Raw genomic sequence first — 22,134 nt, 5'->3', positions numbered from 1 at the left:
ACTTATACGTGAAGCGGAACTCCACCGAGTTCCGTTGTGAAAGACCCTCGCGCGGACGCAGCGGTCGGATTCACGTGAGCGGGCCGCGAAACTCGCCGTGACACGCAGGCCCTATGGTCATATCGTGAAGGCATGGGTTCTGATCGCCGCCCGGACTCGTCGCAGTTGATCGTCTATGTCGATCACTCCGACATACATCAGGGCCGATCGGCGGAACTTAAGGACGGGATCCGTCGCCTCGTCGACGCTATCGAAGGGCTCGAGCCTCAACTCATCGCGTACGGCTTCCATCTCGACGAGGAAGCAGGGCACATGACAGTCACCGCGGTGCATCCGGACAGCGCGTCGCTGGAGTTTCACATGGAGGTCGGGCGGGAGGAATTCCGCAAGCTTGGCGACATGATCACGCTGAGGGAGATCCAGGTCTACGGATCTATTAACGCGAGAGCGCACGCGATGCTCGTAGAGAAGACGGAGATGCTGGGTGGAAGCCTCCGGGTGATTGAACGCTTTGCGGGCTTCGCGCGACCGCCGCATTCGTCCGCCTGACCCGTCATCCGCGACTAAACGTTGAAGCGGAACGATTCCGCCCGTTTTTGGCTGGTCGCGGTCGTCGTCGGTAGACGACGAAAACGTGCTCTGACCTGCAAGAACGTGACTATCGGACCGTTGGGTCTCGTTGGCCGTCATCGGCCTCCGCCGGACTTCTTGCGGACTGTTTGCGGACCGCAGCGCTCACGGCGCCATCCGAGCGACGGCGGCTTCGAAGAGGTCCGGGCGACCTGCTCGGCCTTCTCGGTCGCCGCGGCGCCCACCGGCTTCGCCTCGTAGCGGTCCTGATTGCGAGCGCGCCGCAGGCGGTCGAACTCTCGCGCCGCCCGTTCTGCGGGCGGCTTGTCGATTTGTCAGTCCGCGGACGGCGTGACGTCAGGAAGGGATTTCATCGTGACGACGACCTTGCCGGCCTGGGTGCGGCCCTGCTCGACGTAAGCCATGGCTTCGGTTGTCTGCTCGAACGGGAATGTCCTGTCGATGACCGGGCGCAGCACGCCGGCGTCGTACAGGGCACCCAGCTCACGCAGTTGTGAGCCGCTGGCCTGCATGAACAAGAACTCGTAGCGCACGTCGAGTGCCTTCGCCTGCTTGCGGATCTTGCGGCTGAGCAGGGTCATGAGGACGCCCAGAATCGCGGGCGCGCCGAGTTGCTTCGCGAACCCGGCGTCTGGAGGGCCGGCTACGCCGATGGCGAGGCCATGGGGCTTCAGCACGGTGAGGGACTTCTCCAAGTTCTGGCCCCCGAGGGAGTCGAGAACGAGGTCGTAGCCGGACAGCACCTGGGTGAAGTCCTGCTTGGTGTAGTCGACGACGACGTCGGCCCCGAGGTTCCTGACCAGGTCTGCGGTGGCGGTGTTGCTGGTGGTCGCGACGACGGCGCCGAGGTGCTTGGCGAGCTGGATGACCGTAGAGCCGAGGCCGCCTGCTCCGGCGTGGACGAGCACCTTCTGACCCGGCTGCAGGTTTGCGCGGTCGACCAGGATCTGCCAGGCGGCCAGGGCGACCAGCGGTACGGCGGCGGCTTCATCGAGGGTGAGGGAGTTCGGCTTGGGCGCGACGTCGTCCTGGTCGATTGCGATGAATTCGGCGAACGTGCCGATCCGGAGGTCACGAGGACGGGCGTAGACCTCGTCACCGACCTTGAAGTCGCGTACGTCGGCGCCGACCTCGGTGACCACGCCGGCCAGGTCATGGCCGAGCACGAAGGGCAGCTTGCGCTTGATGAGGTGCTTGAACTCGCCGTTGCGGGTCATCTTGTCCAGCGGGTTGATGCTCGCGGCGCTGACCCGGACCAGCACGTCGCCTCTTCCGACGGTCGGCTGTGATGTGTTGGCGGCGCGCAGACCGTCCTTGCCGTACTTCTCGACGACGAATGCCTTCATGGTCGCTGTCCCTGGGGTCGGTGAGTGTCAGGCAGCAAGGAAGTCCAGCGCTTCCGGGACGAACTCTGCGTGGTGCTGGAAGATGCCCCCGTGGCCGGCGTCGGGGTAGATCTTGAGCCGGGCGTCCGGCAGTCGACGGGCGAGGTCGGCCGAGTTCTGGGTGGGCACCATGCGGTCGTGGTCGCCGTTCGCGACGAACACCGCCTGCTGGATGCGTGAAAGATCCCTCGGCAACTGCACGCCCCAGCCGTTAATGGCCTTGAGGTGGGCCCGCAACGAGGGGACGGAGATCGCCTTGTCGCGGTTCTCCGTGCGCTCCTTCAGCCGCTCCAAAAACGCTCGGGCCGCTGACCGGCCGTTCGCCGTCTCGGTGAAGAACAGGTAGTACTTCGCGTCGCGGCAGGTCAAGGCGCCCCTGGCCACGTCCAGGTAAGTGAGCAACGTGACCTTGTCGATGCCTTCGCCTCCGGCGGGACCGGTGCCGGCGAGGATGATCTTGCGGACGAGATCAGGCTGCTCTTCGGCGATGACCTGAGCCACGAAGCCGCCCATCGAGAAGCCGAGCAGATCGACCCGGTCGAAGCAGAGAGCCCTGATGAAGGCGACGGCGTCCTTCGCCATCTCGGCGATCGAGCTCGGCGTCCTTCCCTCCGACGCGCCGACGCCGCGGTTGTCGAAGGTGATCACCCGACGCTGCGACGCGATGCCGTCGACGACCCGGGGATCCCAGTTGTCCAGCACCGCCGCGAGGTGGTTGAGGAAGATGACCGGCGTACCGGTCCGGGGCCCCAGGTCCCGGTAGGCGAAGCTCTTGCCGCCGACATCCACGGTCTTGGTCGCGGCGTCCTGGTGCGAGGTGGTGACGGGCATTGGTGCGCTCCTTGGTGATTAAAGTATGATCGTACGATCATCTCAGGACACCGACATGGCAACTCCTGGGGCGCATGGCTCGTCTCGCAGGGAGACCGCTTCGCCTACTTCTGCTTCGTCCGGGCGCGGATCAGGGCTTCGGCACTTCGAATGCCCTCCTCGAGGACGGCGTCGGACAGCTCCTTGTCACTCACCGCCCGGGCGAGTTGCATCGATCCCACGAGCATCGTGAACAGTGCGAGCGCCGCTCCCCTGGCCGACTCGGGATCTTCGGGCGCCAGGCGCGTGCAGATCTCATCCAGGATCGCCTTGGTGCCGGCCGTGTACGCCTTCTTGGTCGCTTCCGTGCACCGGCCGACCTCGTCGAGCAGTGCTGCCGACGGGCAGCCGACGTCGGGGTGGTCCCGGTGCGCAGGCGACAAGTACTCGCCGACGAGGATCTCGAGTCCGGCGCGGCCACCCGGCAGCTCACTGAACTCCGACGCCTGTCGACCAAGCTGGTCCCCGACGACCGTCGCGACGAGGTCGTCCTTGGATTCGAAGTGCGCGTAGAAGGCGCCGTTGGTGAGCCCGGCGTCGGCCATCAGGGTGGCGATGCCGGATCCGTCGATGCCGTCTCGCTTGAGTCGGCGACCGGCCGTCTCGACGATGCGCCGACGAGTGGCTTCCTTGTGCTCGCTGCCGTAGCGCGCCATGCGTTCCTCCACCTCCTGGACTGGCTCACTCGCCCTTCGAGTCACCATACCCTTTGGTCTGACGAGCGTAATATTATGGCTGACAGACAAGTGACTCCCGACTCGCACATTGAAGCGGAACGGTTCCGCCCGTTTTTGGCTGGTCGCGGTCATCGTCGGTAGACGCCGAAAACATGGTCTGATTTGCAAGAACTTGGCTATCGGACCGTTGGGTCTCATTGGCGGTCATCGGCCTCCGCCGGACTTCTTGCGGACTGTTTGCGGACCGGACGGGGCGATGAGACTCAGGCGACCGACTCGAAGTGGAGTTTCAGGCCCAACGCCTTGGCGACCTTCATGATCGTCGCGAAGCTCGGGCTGCTGTCGGCCGACAGGGCTTTGTAGAGGCCCTCGCGGCTCATCCCTATGCGGCGAGCGAGCTCGCTGACGTTGCCGGAGCGGGCGATGGTGGCGAGAGCCTGTGCGACGAAGGCCGGGTCGTCGCCGGCTTCCTCGAACACAGCCTCGAGGAACTCGGCGACCTCGCCGAGGTTCTCCAGATGATTGGCGGCGTCCCACGTCGTGAACTTCTCAGCCATGGCCGTGCTCCTTCCGTTGGCCCGCGTACCAGTCTGCGGCGACTCGATGCGCCTCGTCGATGTCCTTCCGCTGCGTCGACTTGTCCCCGCCTGACAGGAGCAACTGCTCGGCACCACCGCTCAGATGTCACCTGTCCGTGCAGCAATCCCCCCACGCTTACGCCAGTGATCCGACGTTCCCTTTACCTGACAGGCTATTTTCGTTATACGATTTGTTCATGGTCGCTGACGAGCAGATCGAGAAGTGGGCGGACGAGGCCGAAGCCGGCTATGACGTCGAGGGATTGAAGCGTCGCGGCCGCGGTCGCCCCGGCCGAGGTGCTGAGCCGATGCAGGTCGTTGCTGTGCGCCTCACTGCCGAAGAGATCGCGGCAGTGGACAGGCTGGCGCAGAGAGAGCACGTGTCACGCTCGGAGGCGGTCCGCCGCGCTCTGGCTGCCTTCGCGGCGTGAGGTCCATGTGCCAGCGCACTCAAACACGGCGTATCGCCCGAGGACGCGGTCAACGCAGCCGACTGGTCCCAGTGGAGTGAACCCCTCGAAGAGGACGACTGGCCGCACCGCGAGTTGCGGTTTGGCTTCGATTCCCATGCCCGCTTGCTTGAGACCGTTGTGCTGGTCTGTGAGCGAGGAGATGGTTATCCACGCCATGCCTGCGAGAAGAAAATACTTGGACCTGCTGCCCTGACCACAGTCACGCTGCCTGTAACGCCAGGCGGACGTCCCGCATGGGATCCCTGACCGGGACGTGCTGGCTGCATGGGACGTTCGACTCTTAGAGAGGGCTGCGATCCTGCTCAACCAAACGTTCGTAGCGCAGGAGCTCTGGATAAGGCGGGAATGAACTGTGGGTGCGGTCACCGGTGGGACTCCAACCGAGTTTCTCGTAGAACCGTCGACCTCGCCCGTTCCCGGTGAAGACAGTCAGCCATGCACGCTGAATGCCACGGCTCCGCATTCGGTTGAGCACCGCGTCGTGTGCGGTCCGGGCGATTCCGGTGCCCCAATGCTCGATGGCGATCCCGAAGTGCAAGAACTCGTCGCCCCGGATCGCAGCAAACCCCACGACCGTGCTGTCGAGCAGCACCACGTAGCAGTCGATGCCTGGCGTCGCCATCTCCTGTTGCCAACGATGTGCGACGTCGTCGCGAGGAAACGGGTAGGCGTCCTGCGGAAATACGTCTGAGAGACCGTGGACGGCGCCCGCCTCCTGGACGTCGAGCACGTCTCCGATGTCGGCAGTTGTCATCGCTCGCAGAGTGCCGGAGTCACGGACCTCGGACATTCCCCAAACTCTACGATGAGCCACCTCGTCGCCTGCCTGCTCACTGCAGGCCGATCCCCCATCGGCAACGGTGCGTGGGGCGGCGCGATGGAACACGGCGTCGGGCTGGGTGCTTACCTTTGACAGTCACTCGCGGCGGAAAGACCGTGGAGATCGCCTTCGCAGCCTGATCGTGATGGGCTGTGGTCGGTGACTATGGGTGCGACGCTTTGCAACGTCGCTGTAGTGATGAGGCGGCCGTGTCGAAGGTGACGCATTGACGTCTTGTTCGACGGGTCACCACGGTCCAGCGGGTAGGGACGTCTGCGATGCTGCTGGTTGGCACTGTTCCTGAGACAAAGGGGTGACATATTCATGCCGCGTCAGATCATCACGACCTCGAACGCGCCAAGCTCGCCCTGGTACAGCCAAGGGGTGAAGGTCGGGCCAAACATCTTCGTCTCGGGCACGGTCGGAATCGATCCGAGCACGGGCAAGTTGGCCGGAGACACGATCCAGGATCAGACACGACAGGCGCTCACGAACTGCCAAGCCATCCTCCGAGCCGGCGGCGCCGACCTGCGCGACGTCGTCGAGGTCGGGATCCTGCTCACCAATCCCGGTGACTTCGACGGTCTCAACGATGAGTACGCGCGTTGCTTCCCGTCCGAGCCACCGACCCGCTATGTGGCGAAGCTCGGCGTCGACCTGCCAGGACTGCTCGTCTCGATCCGCATGACAGCCATCCTGTCCTGACCCGTGAGCGGACCACCCACCGGCGATTGCGGACCCTGCCACTTCGCGGCTACTGAGTTGCGGGACCGGTTCGGAGATCGGAGGGCCTGCGCGAGGCTCGCAGATAGAACCGCAAGTAGTCCTTTCTAGGCGGAATAACGCAGGTCCCCCTGTCGTCCGCGTAGAACCGTCCCGCAAGGCGAACGGCTCCCGGCGCACCGAAGGACTGCATGGTGACCCGTTAGCCGCTGTCCCGCTAAGGATCGTCACGCGGGACGCGCACAGAGGGATGGCCACGCGGAGCGTGCCGTTGGCCGCATGGCCATCGGCTCGTCGGCAGATCCGCGTGCATCGCCGCCATCTGCGCGCGCCACGTGGCCTACCTAGACGCCGCTCGGCATGATCCTCACGTACAGCGCCTGACCGAGCGGTGGTCCGCCGCCAACCGGCCCGACCGAGGAGCACACCATGAGGAAGCTGATCATTACCGTGATCTCGACGCTCGACGGGTATGCGGCCGGCAAGGGCGGCAACGTCTTCGTGATGCCCATCGACCTGGGATTCGACCGCTACAACCTGGTGCGGATGCGCGCCGCCGACACCATGCTGTTCGGTGCCACCACCTTCCACGAAGCACGAAACTACTGGCCACCGCTCGCCGACGACGCCTCCGCCCCGGATGTCGAGCGCGAGATCGCGCGACTCCACAACACATTGGCCAAGGTGGTCGTCTCCGATAGCACCGCAGCTACGGACACCGCCCCTTGGACCTCGACCACCGAGGTCGTTCGCCGCGGTGAGGCGCACGCCCGAGTCGTCGAACTGAAGGCCGGCAACGGCCGCGACATCGTCTGCTTCGGCAGCTTGAGCACTTGGAACGACCTCCTCGCGCAGGGCTTGGTCGACGAGTTGCACATCTTGATCGGGCCGGGCGTCATCGGCTCGGGCGTTCCGACGTTCAGCGAGCCGGTGGAGCAGGTACTCACGCTGCTCGACGCGCACCGGATGGAGGAATCACAGCTGGTCACCCTGCGGTACGCCGTCAGCGGAGCACGTCGCGCACGCTGACCGCTCGGCGTCCGCTGTCTGCGGCTAAGAGGACGTCGAGAACAAGTTGGTGGCCCACACCTGGTGGCAGAAGTCGGCGTTCGATGAGCTTTTGATTCTCCGATGGTTTACCTGCTCGCCACGAGGGCCGATGTGACAACGTGTGTCCGAGGTCTCATGGACGAAAGGAGCGGGTCATGGCGGTGGGCATCTTCGCCGGCTTCCCAGTCACGAACTATGGGGCCGCGGTCGAGTGATACCAGCGACTGCTCGGAGCGGAAGCGACGTTCGACCCGAACGACGTCGAGGCCGTGTGGCAGTTGGCTGAGGACCGCTACGTGTACGTCATCGAAGACGCCGAGCGCGCTGGTGGCGCCGTCAGCATGATCTGGGTCGATGACCCCGTGTCCGAAGTCGCGAGGATCGCGGGTCGGGGTGTGGAACCGGTCGATGTCGAGAAGCATGGTCAAGTCTGGAAGTACGTCTCCCGTGACGCCAACGGGAACGAGATCGGCGTCGGCGGGGCGGTCTCACCACCCGAGTGAACTCGTTCCAGCTCATCTGACTGGCTTCCAACGACAAGGTCTGGGGACGCTCCAGCGGGTAGTGCGTGATGAGCACGCCACTCCGGTCAGACGGCGACGCCCTCGCAGGGCCGGGTAGGTGACGAGGACCGGACATTGGACCGTGCCCTGAGCAAATCCGCGGCGGCGTGGTTGACCAGGTCCGCGGCGACGAGGTCGTCCAAGACCGGGTGGCCGCGGTCCTGCCGGCGCCGCAACAGCTCTTCGACCACGCCTCTGGCGCTGCGCGCATTCATGAGGTCGGACTCGTCAGATCGGCCTCGGTCATGCCCACCGGATGGTGGGCGGGCCACTGCACCAGTTCGATGCGGTGTCCGTCCGGGTCGTCAAGCCAGGCGGTCCAGAAGTCATCAGAGCCGTCCGGCGAGGTCGGCTCCTCTACCTGCACCCCCTTGGCACCGAGGTCAGCGACCTTGGCGTGCAGATCATCGACCTGAATCACGAGATGGCTGAGCCCACGGGGACCTATACTGCCGAGGGTGGGATTCTGAACTAGCTCGATACGCACGAACTCATCGCCGGGCAGCTTTAGCATCGTCAGGCTCCCGAGCGGCGCGGCGGGCACCTCGCCGACCACCTCGTATCCCAGAGCCGCGTAGAAGGCTCTCGACCTGTCCAGGTCCTCGACGTGAACGCCAAGGTGCAAAGTTCTTCCTCACGTCATGTCGCGGACCGCGAGAACGGTGCCGCCCAGTTCAAAATCCGCCGGGCCTATTCGGTTCCGGGCCTACCATCGGGACATTGCGATTGCGCGCTCAGCCGGCGAGGCGGTAGCAAGCTTGTTCCCGCCCTCCCCCTCGAGAATTTTCGGCTCTCCTGACCCATCTGTGGGCGGTTCCGCGCGCCGGAGGAAGGAACACGCCATCCAAAGACATGATCGCCTGTGCCTGCACCGTGCCCACGGTCCTGCCCCCTTTAGCCGCGCTGCGGTCGGTAGACCTGAACGACGACACCGCAAGTAAACGGCGTGGCGCCGACCAGCGCGAGGTGCCGGGAGTTCGGGAGCCGGTCGAACAGGGCCTGCCCTTGGCCCAGCACCAGCGGCTGGACGAAGAGCCGATACTCGTCGATCAGGTCCGCGGCAGCGAGCGCGCCGGCCAGCCGGCCGCCACCCCACACAATCACGTCCGGGCCGGGTTCCGCCTTGATGGCGGCAATCTCGTCCGCGAGGTCACCCCGCGCGACCCGGGTGACCGGCCAGGTCGCCTCGGCGTCGCCGAGCGTGGTGGAGAAGACCACCTTCGGGATGTCGTTCATCGACGCGGCGTACGGGTCCTCCGACTCCGGCCAGTAGGACGACATTTGCTCGTAGGTGACTCGGCCCATCAGATGCGCTCCGGCATCGCTGATCTGGTCCAGCTTCCACCGCTTCAACTCCGCGCCCTCGGGGATCGCCGTCCCCGGGTGCTCACGGTCGCTGTCGACGAACCCGTCCAGGGACATCGACATGTACAGAATAACGTCTCGCATGACTTCCTCTCATGTTGGATATTGCGCCCGTCACCGTGCGGTCAGCAGCTCCCGTGGGACCGCCTCCGCTCGGATCGCCCGCGGCTCGAATCGCTCACTCTCGACCAACGCGGGTGCATACCCATGCCCTGGACAGAACTCATCGGAGCGACCCCTTGACTCAGCCCGACCTCGTGGTCGGTCCGGGTTCTTGCTGGCCGGCACGCAAGCCTCCATGGTGCGCTCACGCCCGACCTTCGCAAGTCGGATGATGACCGATGACGACTGTCAACGACGGCTGAAAATGGACCCCTCTCCTTGGTTGGTTAGTCGTCGGTCGCGCCGGTGTGGGTGCGGCCGAGGTCGATGTTCTTGAGCCGGTAGGAGTCGCCCTTGAGGGCGACGACCTCGGCGTGGTGGACGAGGCGGTCGATCATGGCGGCGGCGACGGTGTCGTCGCCGAAGACCTCGCCCCAGCGACCGAAGGGCTTGTTGGAGGTGACGATCAGGGAGGCGCGTTCGTAGCGGTTGAAGACGAGCTGGAAGAACAGGTTCGCGGCCTCGGGCTCGAAGGGGATGTAGCCGACCTCGTCGATGACGAGGAGGGGGTAGCGGCCCAGACGACGCAGCTCGTCTTGCAGCCGGCCATCGTGGTGGGCGGTGGCGAGGCGGTCGACCCACTGGGAGTCGTGGCGAACAGGACGCGGTGGCCGGCCTGGCAGGCGCGGATCGCCAGGCCGGTGGCTAGGTGGGTCTTGCCGGTGCCAGGCGGGCCGAGGAAGACGACGTTGTCCTTGCTGGCGACGAAGTCCAGGGTGCCCAGGTGGGCGATGAGGTCGCGTTTGAGGCCGCGGGCGTGGTCGAAATCGAAGTCCTCGAGGGACTTGCGGGCGGGGAACCGGGCGGCGCGGATGCGGCCCTCGCCGCCGTGGGTCTCGCGGGCGGCGACCTCGCGTTGCAGGCAGGCGGCGAGGAACTCCTCGTGGGTCCAGGACTCGGTCCGGGCCCGTTCGGCGAGCCGGGGTACGGCTTCGCGCAGGGTCGGGGCCTTCAGCACCCGGGTCAGGTAGGCCAGCTCGGCGGTGATGTCTCTCGTGGTAGTCATCAGGCCACCTCGGTGAGGCCGAAGTGGCGGTCGTAGGTGGTCAGGTCGCGCTGCTCGACCTCACCGTCGGCGGCCGGGACCGCGAGGCGTCGGGCGGCCGCGGCCAGTGCGAGGGCGGCGGCCCGGTTGGCGGGGTCGGTCAGGCTCTGGTGGCGTGCCCAGCACCGCTCGTGCCGGGCGACGACCCGGTCGCCGAGGCGGACGGTGACGGTGTCCAGGTCGGCCGCCACGGGTGACCGTGCGCCCGACCGCGACCGGGTCGACGGAGTAGTCGTTGGAATCCAGGCGGACGTAGTGGTCCCGCGGCAGGCGGACCTGGGTGTGCCAACCGATCAGGGGCGCGACCGGCAGCAGGGTCAGCATCGCGGCCCGGTCCGGCTCCCACCGCGCCTGCGGGGCGCAGCCGATCCGCCGGTGGTGGCGGGCGTTGGCCCTGACCAGCCAGTCGGTCAGCTGGGCGTTGAAGTCCGCGGGCCCGGTGAAGCTACGGCCCGGCAGGAACGAGGTCTCCAGATACCCGTTGGCCCACTCGACCAGCCCCTTGGCCTCCGGGTCGCGGGGCCGGCACTGGTGGACCCCGATGCCCAGCGTGCCGTGAGGCCTCGAACTCCTCGGTCAGCCTCGGTTTCCCGGCGCGCCAGGAACCGACCGCGGCCTCGTTGTCCCAGACCAGCTCACGCGGGACCGCGCCCATCCGGGACAGCAGCGCCCAGTGCCCGGCGATCAGGTCCGGTCCCTGGCGGGAAGGGATCATCAGCGCGAACGTCATCCGCGAGTACCCCGAGACCATCACCAACACCGGCAAACGCTCCCGATTCACACGTTGAAGCGGAACGATTCCGGAGGTATCTGGTAGTTTTCGGCCATCGTCGGAAAACACCGAAAACATGCTCTGACCTGCACGAACGTCACTATCGGACCGTTGAGTCTCGTTGGTGCTCATCGGGCTCCGCCGGACTTCTTGCGGACTGTTTGCGGACTGCGGGAGGCGGGGAGCCCCTTCGCATCTGGTCGAACTCGGCGGCGATCGCGTCGACCTCAGAGTCCGAACTGCACCCTCGCGTCGAGCCGTTCCCCCGGCAGCGAGGACTGGCCGAGAATCTCAACGGCACCATCCTGCGAGACCAACCAGACGTCGATGCCTGCTGCGCGCAACGACAAAGCGGTGTCCGCGTACAGCGGCCGGTACACACGGGAGTCGGGGAAGCACATCACCGACACGGAGTCAGGCTCGTGGGTCCGAAGGCGAATTGCCGGGACGAGCGCATGCGCGTACCACTTCTTCGCTTGCTCCTTGGGCGTGCTGGTCTTCACCTGGCCCTTCTTCCGGCCGGTGACATAGAAGCGAGACGGGTAGCCCTTCACCTCAACCCCGAGGCGCTGCCCCTCTCGCTCGGCAACCACATCCACGCCGTGCTCTCGTGTGGCCGTATTCGCCGTTCGGGCGATAGTCCACCCCTCGCCAGCGAGCCATTCGACGAGAAGGCGCTGGGTATTGTCCTCCGTGTGCCATTCTGACACTAAGTGCCCCTCCGCCGGGGCAGCCGGCATCGGCTCAACTGTTGGAGTGGGTACATCTGCCCGCCAGCCTTCGATCTCGTCGAGACGCGCTCGCCAAAACAGACCTCGGTCGAGCTTGGTAAGGAACGGCTCCTTGGTCGAGAACTGCGGGCGGTTACCCACGTTCCAGGAGGCTCCGCGGATGTGAGTGCGGATGTTCCGTTCGTTGGCCTTGTCAGGCGCGTGGCGACGGAACCATGAGAGCGCCTCTTGCGAGGTGAAGGACCCGGACTGTGTCGCGGCGTACTCCCGGAGCAGTTCCCAAACCGTCATCGCATCTCTGTCGCTCACCCCGCAAGAGTTCCACGGGGGCGGCGGCGAGCATGGAGGAGAGACGCGCCTACCACGAGCGCGACCAACACAAGGTGCTACTTCTGTACGAGGGCGACGAACCGTAAGAGTGCGACCTTGTGCGCGAACGCGCCGCCGCACCCGCGAGGCCTTGCCTACGCGGCCGGCAAACCCGGCGACCACTCATACTCACCCCGCACAGATACCACGGCTCGAATGGAGAGAGGGAATACGCTCCACTTCCACTCAGGCGTTGGCTCGATACTTTCAACCCCGGCGACCCGGGTCCGCAAGATTCAACTATTAGCCCGACTAAGCTTCGGCTTTCCACGCTGGATGCACTTAACGCAACAGCTACAGCCCCGACGAGCGGAGAGCCACCTAAACCAGAGTCGCGGCACCACCGGACCCAAAAGAACAGGTGCGTATTGCGGGACCGCCCGCTCAGGAGCAGCGCACAACTCGGAGGGGAAGGATCTGGAACAGTAATTCCCTCATAGCCCACACGGTCTCATTCAAGGTCCGGATAGCCGAATGCCGAGGGGGCCGTCTGTAGTTGCGCCCTTGGAGGCCCCGGTCGGAATAGACACCTCCCCTCATCCGACGAGCGACGACCCGATTTCTAACCTCCGTTCGCAACAAACAGTCCGACCAGAGCACTCGCCAGCGAGATCACCTCCACACCCGCGCCAACCAGAAGCGGAAGCAGCTTTGCCTCAGCCGACTTGCACCACCTGTACCCGCCGACGCCTACAACGACGAGCCCGCCGAGCGCCCCAAGGATGGCGACGTACCCAACTCCGAGCAGCCACGCTCCGACGCCTAGCACTACGCCCACGAAGACACAGATGAGCGTGATTACAATTCTTTTGGTCCGAATGCCCGCCCATGCTAATTGCTGCCTCAGCGCCTCCATCCTCTGGATAGATGTTTGGGACTCCTTCGTCGCCTCATCCGCGATGCGCTTCTGCTCAGAGGCCATCCGTCGAGCCGCGTCCGCCTCACGACCCGCGTCAGTCTCCGCTCGTTTGGCTCGCGCTAGCGCGAGCGCATTCTGCCGATCGCGCCGGCTGTTACGGGATTCGAGCACTTCCGCGGCCATCGAGGTAGCGGAGCGCGGTCCACCGTCACCGTTCAGTGCCGCGTCTAGTGTCAGTTGGGCGTAGCGAAGATCTGTTGCCGACCCGCCATGATCGGGAGAGATCTGCTTGGCAAGGTCCATCGCGACGTCGCTCGGAAAGCGAGATGGCAGCAACCACATCGCTTCTTCGACAAGTTGCAGTGCAGCTGCCGATGCGAGATCAACGACCTCGGCGGGTGGCACCGTGACCGACAGGATCATCATCCACTGGGGTAGCGATAGCGTCAGTGGCACTGAATCCGCCCGATCCAATGAGCGAAATGCTGTGGCCATGTGCCTGTCAGGAGTGATGATCCAGCCACCAGGCCATGCGCGCTTCGGTGTTTCTCTACGTCGCCGGCGCCACACCATCGCCATGGAATCCGCGTCTCGCTGAATGACCGCAGCCGATCGGCCAACACCAACGCCTTCGAGGACTTTCTCGAGTGCGTCCTTGCATCGGCTGACGTAGTGTGCGTCTTGGTCGTTGAAGTGCGGCCGAACTGTGACTCCCAATTCTGCGAGAGTATCCACCATCGCCTTGGCGGCCTCGATCATTTGCTCGATCAACGAGTACGTGCCGTCTTGAAGCGCCTCAATGCAGTAGCTCGGCAGTTGGTCGGCTACCAGTGATGCATACCATTCGGCGCGCACGCCTTGATTATGAGCTCTCCTGAGGCTCTCCCTGATGCGTGGCACCTCGCGCTCAGTCAGCGCTATCAATTCCTCAAGCGTGTGATCGCATGCCACTACTTCCCACCCAGCCGCGACAGCCGCACGGATGGAGGTTCTAGCAGGTTCGTTGACGCGAACCGGGCCGATGAGCTCGACGAGGACGGGTGTGTCAAGAAGAGCGCGTTGACCGCGCGGGGTTCCCAGATTGTCAAGCACCACTGCGGAGTCCCGCCCCGCAATGTACGAATGCAAGACACATCCAGTCGTGATGTGGCTGACCAACTCGGCACCAAAGGGATCCAGCGGATCAAGAGCTGCTATCGCGCAAGCCTGGAGAAATGCCACGACGTCAGGATCAGAAGTTGACGCGGCGATCTTTGCGAGCACAACACTCTGATCGATACCACGAGGCGAGAGTCGTTGCGTGATGAGATGCTCAACACGGCCCAGATATGCATCTTGCGAGGCAGTGATCCCGACGATAAGACCGCCCACGATTCGCTCTAGCCACAGCTCCGCCGTCTCATAATCGACACTCCGACCACTGTCGGATTGTGCGCGACTCTGAAGCTCTTTGATCGCTGCGTCCTTGATCAAGTGTACCCAGTCGCTCTGACGGTCGACATCGTCGGAGCCTAGGGCGGTCAGCCGCCAAAGCACAGCGCCGTCCAGACCCTCCACTGGGGCCATAAGGTTTAGTTCCCGCCCGACAGCGAGTGCTTCGTCGACGGACGATTGGTCGGTGCGCGCTCCTGGCCAAACCTGACTGACGACGGATCCGACCTCTGTTGCGGTCTTATCACCACCGCGTAGTGCGTGGGATGCGGCCGCGAGTATGAGGTCGCGCTTTGTTGCCGCTCCCTGCAACTTGACGAGGCTATAAACTGCACCGATGAGCGCATAGCCACCATCAAGAAGCGCATCGGACGACTGAACGTAGTCATCATTGATTACTGCGTCTGTCACTTCTGAATCCTTACGTCTTTCGGGGTCTCGATTGGGCTCGTCTTGCTTTCCGATCGCGGGTCTTACCTGACAAGGCAAGCAAAGGCCAGGAGCAGCAAATGAGGGTGAGCTGCACCATACCGTTCGGATAACTCGGTGGCGTCGAGCCTCCCACTTGAAAGGCCCACATCCTCGACGCGGTCGCGCGGTCTTGGTACGGCAGCCGGGGTGAGCCGGTGTGCGTGAGCCCAGCGCGGGGCCAATGAAGCAATTGCCTGCCTGTACCTTGGCGCTTAGTTTTGGTGCAGGAGCGCTGCGATCACGGGCTTACTGCCGTCGAGTTGGCGGCGAACGAACGTGTCCATTAAGTATCCGCCGACACCGGTCGCTGCGGCGGCAGCCGCCGCCGCGGCCAGTCCACCGGGCAGGGCACCGATGCCCGTGATGAGCGCCAGACCGAGGTTCTTGGGTGCACGCCGGCTCAACACGGCGGACTTCGAGACCGCCTTCCACACCTCGTCGACCTTCGGCTGCATCATGTCCTTGACGAGTTGCGGGACGTCGGCGTCGGCGACGCCCACGCTGGCGCGCTGCAACGTGCGCAATTCTTGGCGCCATGCGTTGAACGCCTCTTCCGAACTGCGCACCTTGACGGCTGTAACGGGATCCAGTCGCATGTCCGGCGCCATCGTACGAAGCGCCTCCTGGATTAGCGGCTGGCTCGGGGCGAACGAGCGTTTCCCCTTGAGATACTCGGCGCTCTTCGTCTGCAGGAGCGCCAACTCATTGTCGCTGGCCGGGGCGTAGAGAGCTGCGGCGGAGCGGCTGAACATCAAGGTCTTTGCGAGGTAGTAGAACTCGGGTTCCCACTGCGCACGGTCGTTAGGGTCCAGGAGCCCTCCGGGCGGCGTAACTTGCAGGCCACGCAGGTTGTCCCAGCGAGGGAGTGGCAGCCCTTCGGTACGGGCCACGGTGGCAACCGTGGGTGCGGAACGGAGGTCGGCACGTACGGAGGCGGCCAACGCATGCCGCTCCCTCTCGAGGATCGGGAACTGGCTGCGCATTACGATCACGCCGCTTCGGATGAGTGGTTCAAACAGGTTCAGGACTCCAAGAATGGAGTCGAGGTCGGCGCGGATCCCTTCGACGTCGTCACCTCGATGCACTCGCCGCCCGTGGTTCGCCCACATTCGGGCGCCAGCCACGACCTGCGTCCCTCCCCGCCCTTCCAAGGCCACCTCTGGTAGCAGGTTGAAGTCCGAGAAGAAGTACTCAGCAAGTGGGTCGTGCACGAGCAAGCGTGGCTCGTAAAGGAGGGCGCAGTTGAGTTCGTTCCGGAATATTTCGTCCTGCCAGCCGTTGCCTAGCCAGCCTCCCGGGTAGACCAAGTCGCCGATCAATTCCGTGCTGGGCTGCATCCTCGACAGTCTTGCGGCCGTCGTGTTCACCATCTCGCCCAACTCGTCGATCTGAGAAAGGGTCAGGCTCTTGGCTGCGCCCGCACCCGGTAGACCGCCGAAGAAGTCATCGAGAACATCTAGCGAGGTCACCAACCGACCTGCACGCGGAGTCGTCACTGGCTCAGGATGCACGAACCGAATCGACCACGCGTACATCTCCGGTTCCTACGCCCCGTCAAGTGTCAACAGCTTGTCCGCTCGATCGGCCCGCCCGACCAGGGCAGTTGCCTAGCGCCGGCGAGCGTGCCGCCAAACAGAATGCGGCGTCCGGTCATGCCGCGATCCTAGCGCTGGCAATGCTCGCCCATCTCCGCTGTCCCGATGGCCGAATCACCAGCGGAGGCTCGCCCCACCAGGAGGTGCCGTCACACGTCGAGCGTCCCGTAAGACCCGACCGGCGGCGCGTCCCGCATTGGAGCCACGTATGGGGCCTGTCTGCGTCCAATGCTCCTTGATCCGCTCGTGAAGGAACCACTCTCGCGTGGCGGCAGTGCCCGATCTCTAGTTCTCACTGGAAATCGTTGGCTCTCCACGGCCCCAAAAAGCTGCTCCCACCGATTGCTTCGCAACCAAGTTCAGGCACTCCCCATCGAGCGGCACTCCCCATCGAGCGGCACGCATGCTACGAAGGACGTAGATGGGTCGCCCGTGATCGGGCGGCCCACATGGCATTTCTGGGGGTCCGTTGGTTGTCGACGGACGTTCGCGGAGGCGGTGGTCCGGGTGCACGGTGGGGTGAAGTTCTACCGCGGCGCGGCGAAAGCCGCCCGGGCCTACGTCGAGCGCGATCGATCCCGGGCTGACGACTACTACCTCGGTGAAGGAACCGGCGTCGCCGAGCGACTCACCGCGACGCCGGAGAGCGTCGAACACGCGGGTTCGATGGACGGCGAAACCTACGAGCAGTGGGTCGCCGGCATCGACGTCGACACCGGCCGCCCGCAGGGCTGGGTCCGCAAGGACGCGAGCGCGCTGCGGTTCGTCGAGGTTACCGTCAACGGACCCAAGACCTGGTCGCTGGCCGCCGCGCTTCATCCAGAAATTTCTGCCGCGCTGGACGCCGCCCAGGACAAAGCCGCCGCCGAGATTGTCAGCTGGGTCGCCCAGCACGCAACGACGCGAGTCGGGCCGCGTGGGCGGCAGGTGCAGGTACCGGTCGAGCGGATCGAGGCCGCGGTCATCCGGCACTACACCTCGCGTGCTGGTGATCCGCACCGGCATCTTCATCTCCAGATCAACGCCCGCGTCGACGCGGCCGGCGCCTGGCGCGGTATCCACTCCGTAGGAGTCCGCGACAGTATCGAGGCGCTCAACGGCATCGGCCATGCCGCGGTCGCGACCGACCCGCGATTCCGGTCGGTGCTCGCGGCGCGCGGGATGACGCTCGATCCGGAGACGAGCGAGATTCGCCAGCTGGTCTCGTACGTCGGGGCGTTCAGCGCGCGCACCGCACAGATCCGGCGGAACGTGGACCGCTACGAAGCCGACTGGCGCAGCAAGCACCCCGGCGATGAGCCGGGTCCCGGGCTGCGGGAGGTGTGGGACCGGAGGGCGTGGGCAGAAGCCCGCCCCGACAAGGTCGTCCCGAAGGACGGTGAGGAGCTCGTGGCCCGCTGGAACGGCGAGCTGCGCGAGCTGGGCTACCGCGACCCCACGAGATCCGTTCCGCTGGCAGGTCCACGCCCGGGTTGGATCGACCGCGATGTCGCTGCAGACCTCGTCGTCACCATCCTCGGGGCGAGGAGGTCGGCCTGGAACACCGCGGACATCCGCGGGAAGACCGAGGTCCTCCTCGCACAGACCTGTCTTTTCGCCGACCCGGCCGCGCGAGCCGAGCTCGCCGAGGACATCACCGCCCGGGCCGCCAGCCGGTGCGTCACGTTGCTCAACCGGGCCGATGTGCCCGAGCACATCCGATCATTCAGCTCACCGCACGTGCTCGAGGTCGAGGCCGACATCGTCGCCCGGATCGCACGCCGGGCGGCTCAGCCGGCCCGCAGGGTCCGCGTGGGCGGACGCGGCCTGGTCCGGATCGACCCCACCCAAGCCGCCGTGGCCGGTGCCCTGGCAGGGGACGGACCACTCGTGGTGGTCGAAGGCGCTGCGGGTGCTAGAAAGACCACCACGCTTCGGTTCACTCGGGGGCTGCTGTCCCTCAGGGGCCATCGGCTCATGGTCGTGACGCCGACGTTGAAGGCCGCCGAGGTCGCAGCCGCAGAGACCGGCGCTGACGGTCACTCCGCCGCCTGGCTGATCCACCAGCACGGATGGCGCTGGGACGCCGACGGCCAATGGGGCCGCCAGCCGAACCCAGCGCTCGATCCGAGCGCCCAGCTCCAGGCCGGTGACCTGCTGCTCATCGACGAGGCCGGGATGCTCGACCAAGACACCGCCGGGGCGCTGCTCACCATCGCCGACGAGACCGAGGCACGCGTTGCGTTCGTCGGAGACCGGCACCAGCTCCCCGCCGTCGGGCGCGGCGGGGTGCTGGACCACGCGGCGGCGTGGGCGCACCCGACCGCCGCCGTCACCCTGGAGAAGGTGCACCGGTTCGCCGATCCCGAGTACGCAGCGTTGAGTCTGCGCATGCGCATGGGCGACGACGCCGGTCGGGTGTTCGACGCCCTCCGCCGCGGCGGACACATCGCGATTCACGCCTCCGACGTCGAACGCACCGCCGTCCTCGCCGACGCCGGCGCTAGCGGCGATCTCGTCATCGCCGACACGCGCGAACAGGTCGCCGACCTCAACGCGGCCATCCGGCACCACCGGCGCCACGAGCGCGCGCACACGGAGATCACCACCGCCGGCGGCGACCGGATCGGGATCGGAGACCGCGTCGCGACCCGACGCAACGATCCCGCCCTGCAGGTCGCGAACCGCCAGACGTGGACCGTCACCCGGGTCGGCAAGGATGGCAGCCTGCATCTCCACGGTCGGGGGCGGGACCGGGAGATCCCGGCGGCCTACGCGGCACGGTTCGTCGAGCTCGCCTACGCCACCACCGTCCACGGCGCCCAGGGCAGCACCGTCACGAACGCCCACGTCGCCATCGGCGAACACACCGGCGCCGCATCGGCGTACGTCGCCATGACCCGCGGTCGGCAGACCAACGTCGCTCACCTCGTCGCCGAGAATGTCGACGTCGCCCGCGGTCAGTGGATCGAGATCTTCAGCCGCGACCGCGCCGACCTCGGCCCAGCGATGGCGCGCCGCCAGGCACGCGAGGCGATCGACCGCTACGGCCCCCAACGCCGTCGACCAGCCACGGCCGCCTGCGACCGCAGCCTCAGCCTCTGACCGGACGGCCCCGCCCCACCAAGACCCCCGGTTGCCAGGTGATGCCGATCTCCGCCGCCATCCGCGCGTTGATCCCGGCGGGGTCGAGCGGCGGATCCTCACGGGAGGCCCCACCCTTGGCCTCGTCGATCAACGGCTGCCACGCCGCGCGGACCGCATCAGGAAGGTGCATGTGGCGCCAAGCTTCGACCAAGAGCGCGGCGTCGACCGTCTCGAGCATCATGTCGTCGAGGCCTCGGCACAGCACCAGCTCGTAATACTCGATCCGCTCGGCGGGATCCGAAAGGTCCCAGATCTCCTTGCCGTCCGCGTATCCCATGAACGGGAAGACCTGGACGCGGGAGAAGCACCGGGGCACCGGGACCTGCCACAGCCGGTTCGGCACCGCAAACGACCCGAGCACCGGGTCCTTGAGGTAGACGAAGTCGACCCGCCGCTTCACGGCGAGCTCGGCGTCCGCAGCGTCGAGCAACCTCTCGACGACCTCGAGCGTCGGTGACTTCCGGCGCTTCTCGTACTCCGACACCGACGACTGCTGGGTCCTCGCCAGCTCCGCGAAACGACGCTGCGACAAGCCCGCCGCCTTCCGGGCGGACACGATCACCGTCACCTGCAGCACGGCTCAATGATCCCCGATCATCGATCGGTGCGCCATACACACCTCCTAGTGAAGCCGGAGGCACCGGCCAGCGGCCCAGGCGGGTCGAGCCCCGAGGAGCAACGACCATGACCGCATCACCGACCAACCCCATCGAGAACCGCCCCATGAAGAACCCCGGCGACGAGATGCTCACGCTCCAGGAGGCCTGCGCCTTCCTCCGCATCCCCGAAGGCACCCTGCGCTACTGGCGCCACCTCGGCGCCGGACCGCACAGCTTCAAGATCGGCCGCCACGTCCGCTACTGGCGCGCCGACCTCATCCGCTGGCTCACCGAGCAAGCCAGCCGTCCACAGAACCACCGCTGACACCCCTCGTCCTCCGATCTCGGAGAACCATGGAGTCATCCCGGAAGGAGCATCGTCATGGCGGGGAACATCGCCAAACGGGCGAACGGCAAGTGGCGGGCGCGGTACCGCGACGAGGCCGGCAAGGAACACTCACGGCACTTCGATCGCAAGATCGATGCCCAGCAGTGGCTGGATCAGGTCACCTCCGCCGTGGTCACCGGCACGTACGCCGATCCCCAGGCCGGACGGATCACGTTCGCCGCCTACTTCGGCGAGTGGTCGGCCCGCCAGGTCTGGGCACACAACACCGTGCTCGCGATGTCGCTGGAGGCCGGGTCGACGCCCTTCGCGGGGAAGCCGATTAGGCAGGTCCGCCGATCCGACGTCGAGGCCTGGATCAAGCAGATGAACGCCGGCGGCCTCGCCCCCGGCACGATCAAGACGCGGTACGTGAACGTCAGGTCGGTGTTCCGCGCCGCCGTCAAGGACAGGGTGATCGGCTCCGACCCGACCGACGGCGTACGCCTCCCCCGTCGACGTCGCGCGGACGTCGCCATGTCGATCCCCACCCCGGAGGAGGTGGGCCGACTCATGACCGCGGCCGACGAACGGTTCCAGCCATTCATCGCCCTCTGCGCGTTCGCCGGCCTGCGGCTCGGCGAAGCCGCTGGAGTCCAACTCGGCGACGTGGACGTCCTACGCAAGACACTCAAGGTGTCCCGCCAGGTCCAGCGCCTCAACGGCGGAGAGATCGACGTCCGAGCACCGAAGTACGGCTCCGAGCGCGTGGTCTACGTCGCCGACGGCCTGGTCAACGTGCTCGCCAAGCACGTCGCCAAGTACGGCACCACAGGCAAAAATCGCTGGCTCTTCGCCGGCGAGGAGAAGGGCCCGCCACACCAGAACACTGTCGCCTACTGGTGGCGCAAGACGCTGCGCGACGCCGGATTGTTCGGGATCAAGCTCCACGACCTCCGGCACTTCTACGCCTCTGGGCTCATCGCGGCCGGATGCGACGTCGTGACCGTCCAGCGCTCGCTCGGCCATTCGAAGGCGACAACGACCCTCAACACCTACGCCCACCTCTGGCCCACGGCCGAGGACCGCACGAGGAAGGCAGCGGAGTCGATCATGTCCGTGTCGCTCGGCGAGCCTGCCACGCCCCCAGCCGAGTTGGCGGCGAGCACGGGCGGGTGAGCAGTGGCTTCGATCGCAGATGTACCGCCCCGGGCGTCGCCTCGTTCGCCGCCTGTGCGCGTCCAGCGCGGGGTGCTGGACGCGCGGATCTGCCGATGACCGGCGGCCGGCGGCCCAGCGCCGGAACCGGTTGACCGGTTCACCGGGAGTCACTGCAGGCTGAGGGACTTGAAGCTCTCACCTTCTCTCCAAGATCCGAGTTGTCTGCCGTCCCATAGCGCAGTGGTTTCTGGTTCGTCGGCGAGCATCCCCGACCAGCAGGATTAGCAGAATCTCAACGATTCTCGACTTAGCCGGACGGTTTTCGGCGCATCCCTCGAACAGGTTTCAACCGTTGTCCAACGGTTCTAGGCCCAGTTACTGGGCGCTCCGCTT

At 65.7% G+C, this 22,134-nt stretch carries 19 protein-coding genes and 3 pseudogenes; 9 read left to right on the top strand and 13 right to left on the bottom strand.

The annotated features are described in order from the left end of the window. Window positions 1-132: 132 nt before the first annotated feature. Window positions 133-549: a hypothetical protein gene (locus FE374_RS04505; RefSeq protein WP_139927434.1), complete on the top strand. Its 417-nt coding sequence runs from the start codon at window positions 133-135 to the stop codon at window positions 547-549. Between the two features lie 356 nt (window positions 550-905). On the opposite strand, the gene FE374_RS04500 is transcribed toward FE374_RS04505, so the two are convergent. The 4 genes from FE374_RS04500 to FE374_RS04485 form a co-directional block, all read right to left on the bottom strand. Continuing rightward, window positions 906-1,937, bottom strand: coding sequence for an NADP-dependent oxidoreductase (locus FE374_RS04500; protein ID WP_139927433.1), 1,032 nt, complete (start codon window positions 1,935-1,937; stop codon window positions 906-908). A 27-nt stretch (window positions 1,938-1,964) separates the two neighbouring features. Then, a complete protein-coding gene (locus tag FE374_RS04495; protein ID WP_139927432.1) occupies window positions 1,965-2,807 on the bottom strand; it encodes an alpha/beta fold hydrolase in 843 nt (280 codons plus the stop codon). Between the two features lie 104 nt (window positions 2,808-2,911). After that, window positions 2,912-3,502 (bottom strand): TetR/AcrR family transcriptional regulator, encoded by a 591-nt coding sequence (locus tag FE374_RS04490; RefSeq protein WP_139927431.1) that lies wholly within the window; start codon window positions 3,500-3,502, stop codon window positions 2,912-2,914. Window positions 3,503-3,786: 284 nt separating this feature from the next. Beyond that, window positions 3,787-4,080 (bottom strand): addiction module antidote protein, encoded by a 294-nt coding sequence (locus tag FE374_RS04485; protein ID WP_139927430.1) that lies wholly within the window; start codon window positions 4,078-4,080, stop codon window positions 3,787-3,789. Window positions 4,081-4,298: 218 nt separating this feature from the next. Here FE374_RS04485 and FE374_RS04480 point away from each other — a divergent pair, with 218 nt between their 5' ends. Both FE374_RS04480 and FE374_RS20370 read left to right on the top strand, forming a co-directional pair. Beyond that, window positions 4,299-4,532, top strand: a complete 234-nt coding sequence (locus FE374_RS04480) for a ribbon-helix-helix domain-containing protein (RefSeq protein ID WP_139927429.1) — start codon at window positions 4,299-4,301, stop codon at window positions 4,530-4,532. A 12-nt stretch (window positions 4,533-4,544) separates the two neighbouring features. Further along, window positions 4,545-4,767, top strand: a pseudogene (locus FE374_RS20370) (toxin); the annotation flags it as partial. A gap of 87 nt (window positions 4,768-4,854) precedes the next feature. Here the strand turns inward: FE374_RS20370 and FE374_RS04470 are convergent. Further along, the gene (locus FE374_RS04470) at window positions 4,855-5,328 is read right to left on the bottom strand and encodes a GNAT family N-acetyltransferase (protein WP_139927428.1); all 474 of its coding nucleotides are present in this window, start codon (window positions 5,326-5,328) and stop codon (window positions 4,855-4,857) included. A gap of 390 nt (window positions 5,329-5,718) precedes the next feature. On the opposite strand from FE374_RS04470, the gene FE374_RS04465 reads away from it, so the two are divergent. From FE374_RS04465 to FE374_RS19475, 3 genes are all read left to right on the top strand, one after another. Continuing rightward, window positions 5,719-6,099 (top strand): RidA family protein, encoded by a 381-nt coding sequence (locus tag FE374_RS04465; protein WP_139927427.1) that lies wholly within the window; start codon window positions 5,719-5,721, stop codon window positions 6,097-6,099. Window positions 6,100-6,546: 447 nt separating this feature from the next. After that, entirely contained in the window at window positions 6,547-7,146 is a 600-nt protein-coding gene (locus tag FE374_RS04460; protein ID WP_139927426.1) for a dihydrofolate reductase family protein, read from the top strand. 299 nt (window positions 7,147-7,445) lie between these two features. Further along, entirely contained in the window at window positions 7,446-7,670 is a 225-nt protein-coding gene (locus FE374_RS19475) for a hypothetical protein (RefSeq protein WP_223173643.1), read from the top strand. A 271-nt stretch (window positions 7,671-7,941) separates the two neighbouring features. Here FE374_RS19475 and FE374_RS04450 read toward each other — a convergent pair whose 3' ends face one another. The 7 genes and pseudogenes from FE374_RS04450 to FE374_RS04420 all read right to left on the bottom strand — a co-directional run bounded on the left by FE374_RS04450 (window position 7,942) and on the right by FE374_RS04420 (window position 16,404). Continuing rightward, window positions 7,942-8,355: a VOC family protein gene (locus tag FE374_RS04450; protein ID WP_139927425.1), complete on the bottom strand. Its 414-nt coding sequence runs from the start codon at window positions 8,353-8,355 to the stop codon at window positions 7,942-7,944. Window positions 8,356-8,624: 269 nt separating this feature from the next. Continuing rightward, the gene (locus tag FE374_RS04445) at window positions 8,625-9,179 is read right to left on the bottom strand and encodes a dihydrofolate reductase family protein (protein WP_139927424.1); all 555 of its coding nucleotides are present in this window, start codon (window positions 9,177-9,179) and stop codon (window positions 8,625-8,627) included. Between the two features lie 305 nt (window positions 9,180-9,484). Beyond that, window positions 9,485-10,263 (bottom strand): annotated as a pseudogene (gene istB, locus FE374_RS04440) (IS21-like element helper ATPase IstB). Beyond that, window positions 10,263-11,071, bottom strand: a pseudogene (locus tag FE374_RS20365) (Mu transposase domain-containing protein); the annotation flags it as partial. The pseudogenes istB and FE374_RS20365, both read right to left, overlap by 1 nt. Before the next feature lie 230 nt (window positions 11,072-11,301). Then, entirely contained in the window at window positions 11,302-12,114 is an 813-nt protein-coding gene (locus tag FE374_RS04430) for a DUF7669 domain-containing protein (RefSeq protein WP_139927423.1), read from the bottom strand. A 622-nt stretch (window positions 12,115-12,736) separates the two neighbouring features. After that, window positions 12,737-14,875: a hypothetical protein gene (locus FE374_RS04425; RefSeq protein ID WP_139927422.1), complete on the bottom strand. Its 2,139-nt coding sequence runs from the start codon at window positions 14,873-14,875 to the stop codon at window positions 12,737-12,739. A 272-nt stretch (window positions 14,876-15,147) separates the two neighbouring features. Then, window positions 15,148-16,404, bottom strand: a complete 1,257-nt coding sequence (locus FE374_RS04420) for a hypothetical protein (RefSeq protein WP_139927421.1) — start codon at window positions 16,402-16,404, stop codon at window positions 15,148-15,150. 645 nt (window positions 16,405-17,049) lie between these two features. On the opposite strand from FE374_RS04420, the gene mobF reads away from it, so the two are divergent. After that, window positions 17,050-19,614: a MobF family relaxase gene (gene mobF / locus FE374_RS04415; protein ID WP_223173642.1), complete on the top strand. Its 2,565-nt coding sequence runs from the start codon at window positions 17,050-17,052 to the stop codon at window positions 19,612-19,614. On the opposite strand, the gene FE374_RS04410 is transcribed toward mobF, so the two are convergent. Next, window positions 19,604-20,233 carry a helix-turn-helix domain-containing protein gene (locus FE374_RS04410; RefSeq protein ID WP_139927419.1) on the bottom strand — a complete coding sequence of 210 codons (630 nt, stop codon included), beginning with the start codon at window positions 20,231-20,233 and terminating at the stop codon, window positions 19,604-19,606. The genes mobF and FE374_RS04410 overlap by 11 nt on opposite strands. Before the next feature lie 107 nt (window positions 20,234-20,340). Between FE374_RS04410 and FE374_RS04405 the strand changes: the two genes are divergently transcribed. After that, a complete protein-coding gene (locus FE374_RS04405) occupies window positions 20,341-20,580 on the top strand; it encodes a helix-turn-helix transcriptional regulator (RefSeq protein ID WP_230978450.1) in 240 nt (79 codons plus the stop codon). A gap of 57 nt (window positions 20,581-20,637) precedes the next feature. Next, on the top strand, window positions 20,638-21,759 hold the full coding sequence (locus tag FE374_RS04400) for a tyrosine-type recombinase/integrase (RefSeq protein WP_139927418.1): 1,122 nt from the start codon (window positions 20,638-20,640) through the stop codon (window positions 21,757-21,759). Window positions 21,760-22,134 lie beyond the last annotated feature (375 nt).

Source organism: Georgenia yuyongxinii, assembly GCF_006352065.1.
In the GTDB taxonomy this organism is placed as follows: Bacteria; Actinomycetota; Actinomycetes; order Actinomycetales; family Actinomycetaceae; genus Georgenia; species Georgenia yuyongxinii.
Note: the sequence above shows the minus strand (reverse complement) of the source record. Positions and strands in the feature narration are given on the sequence as shown.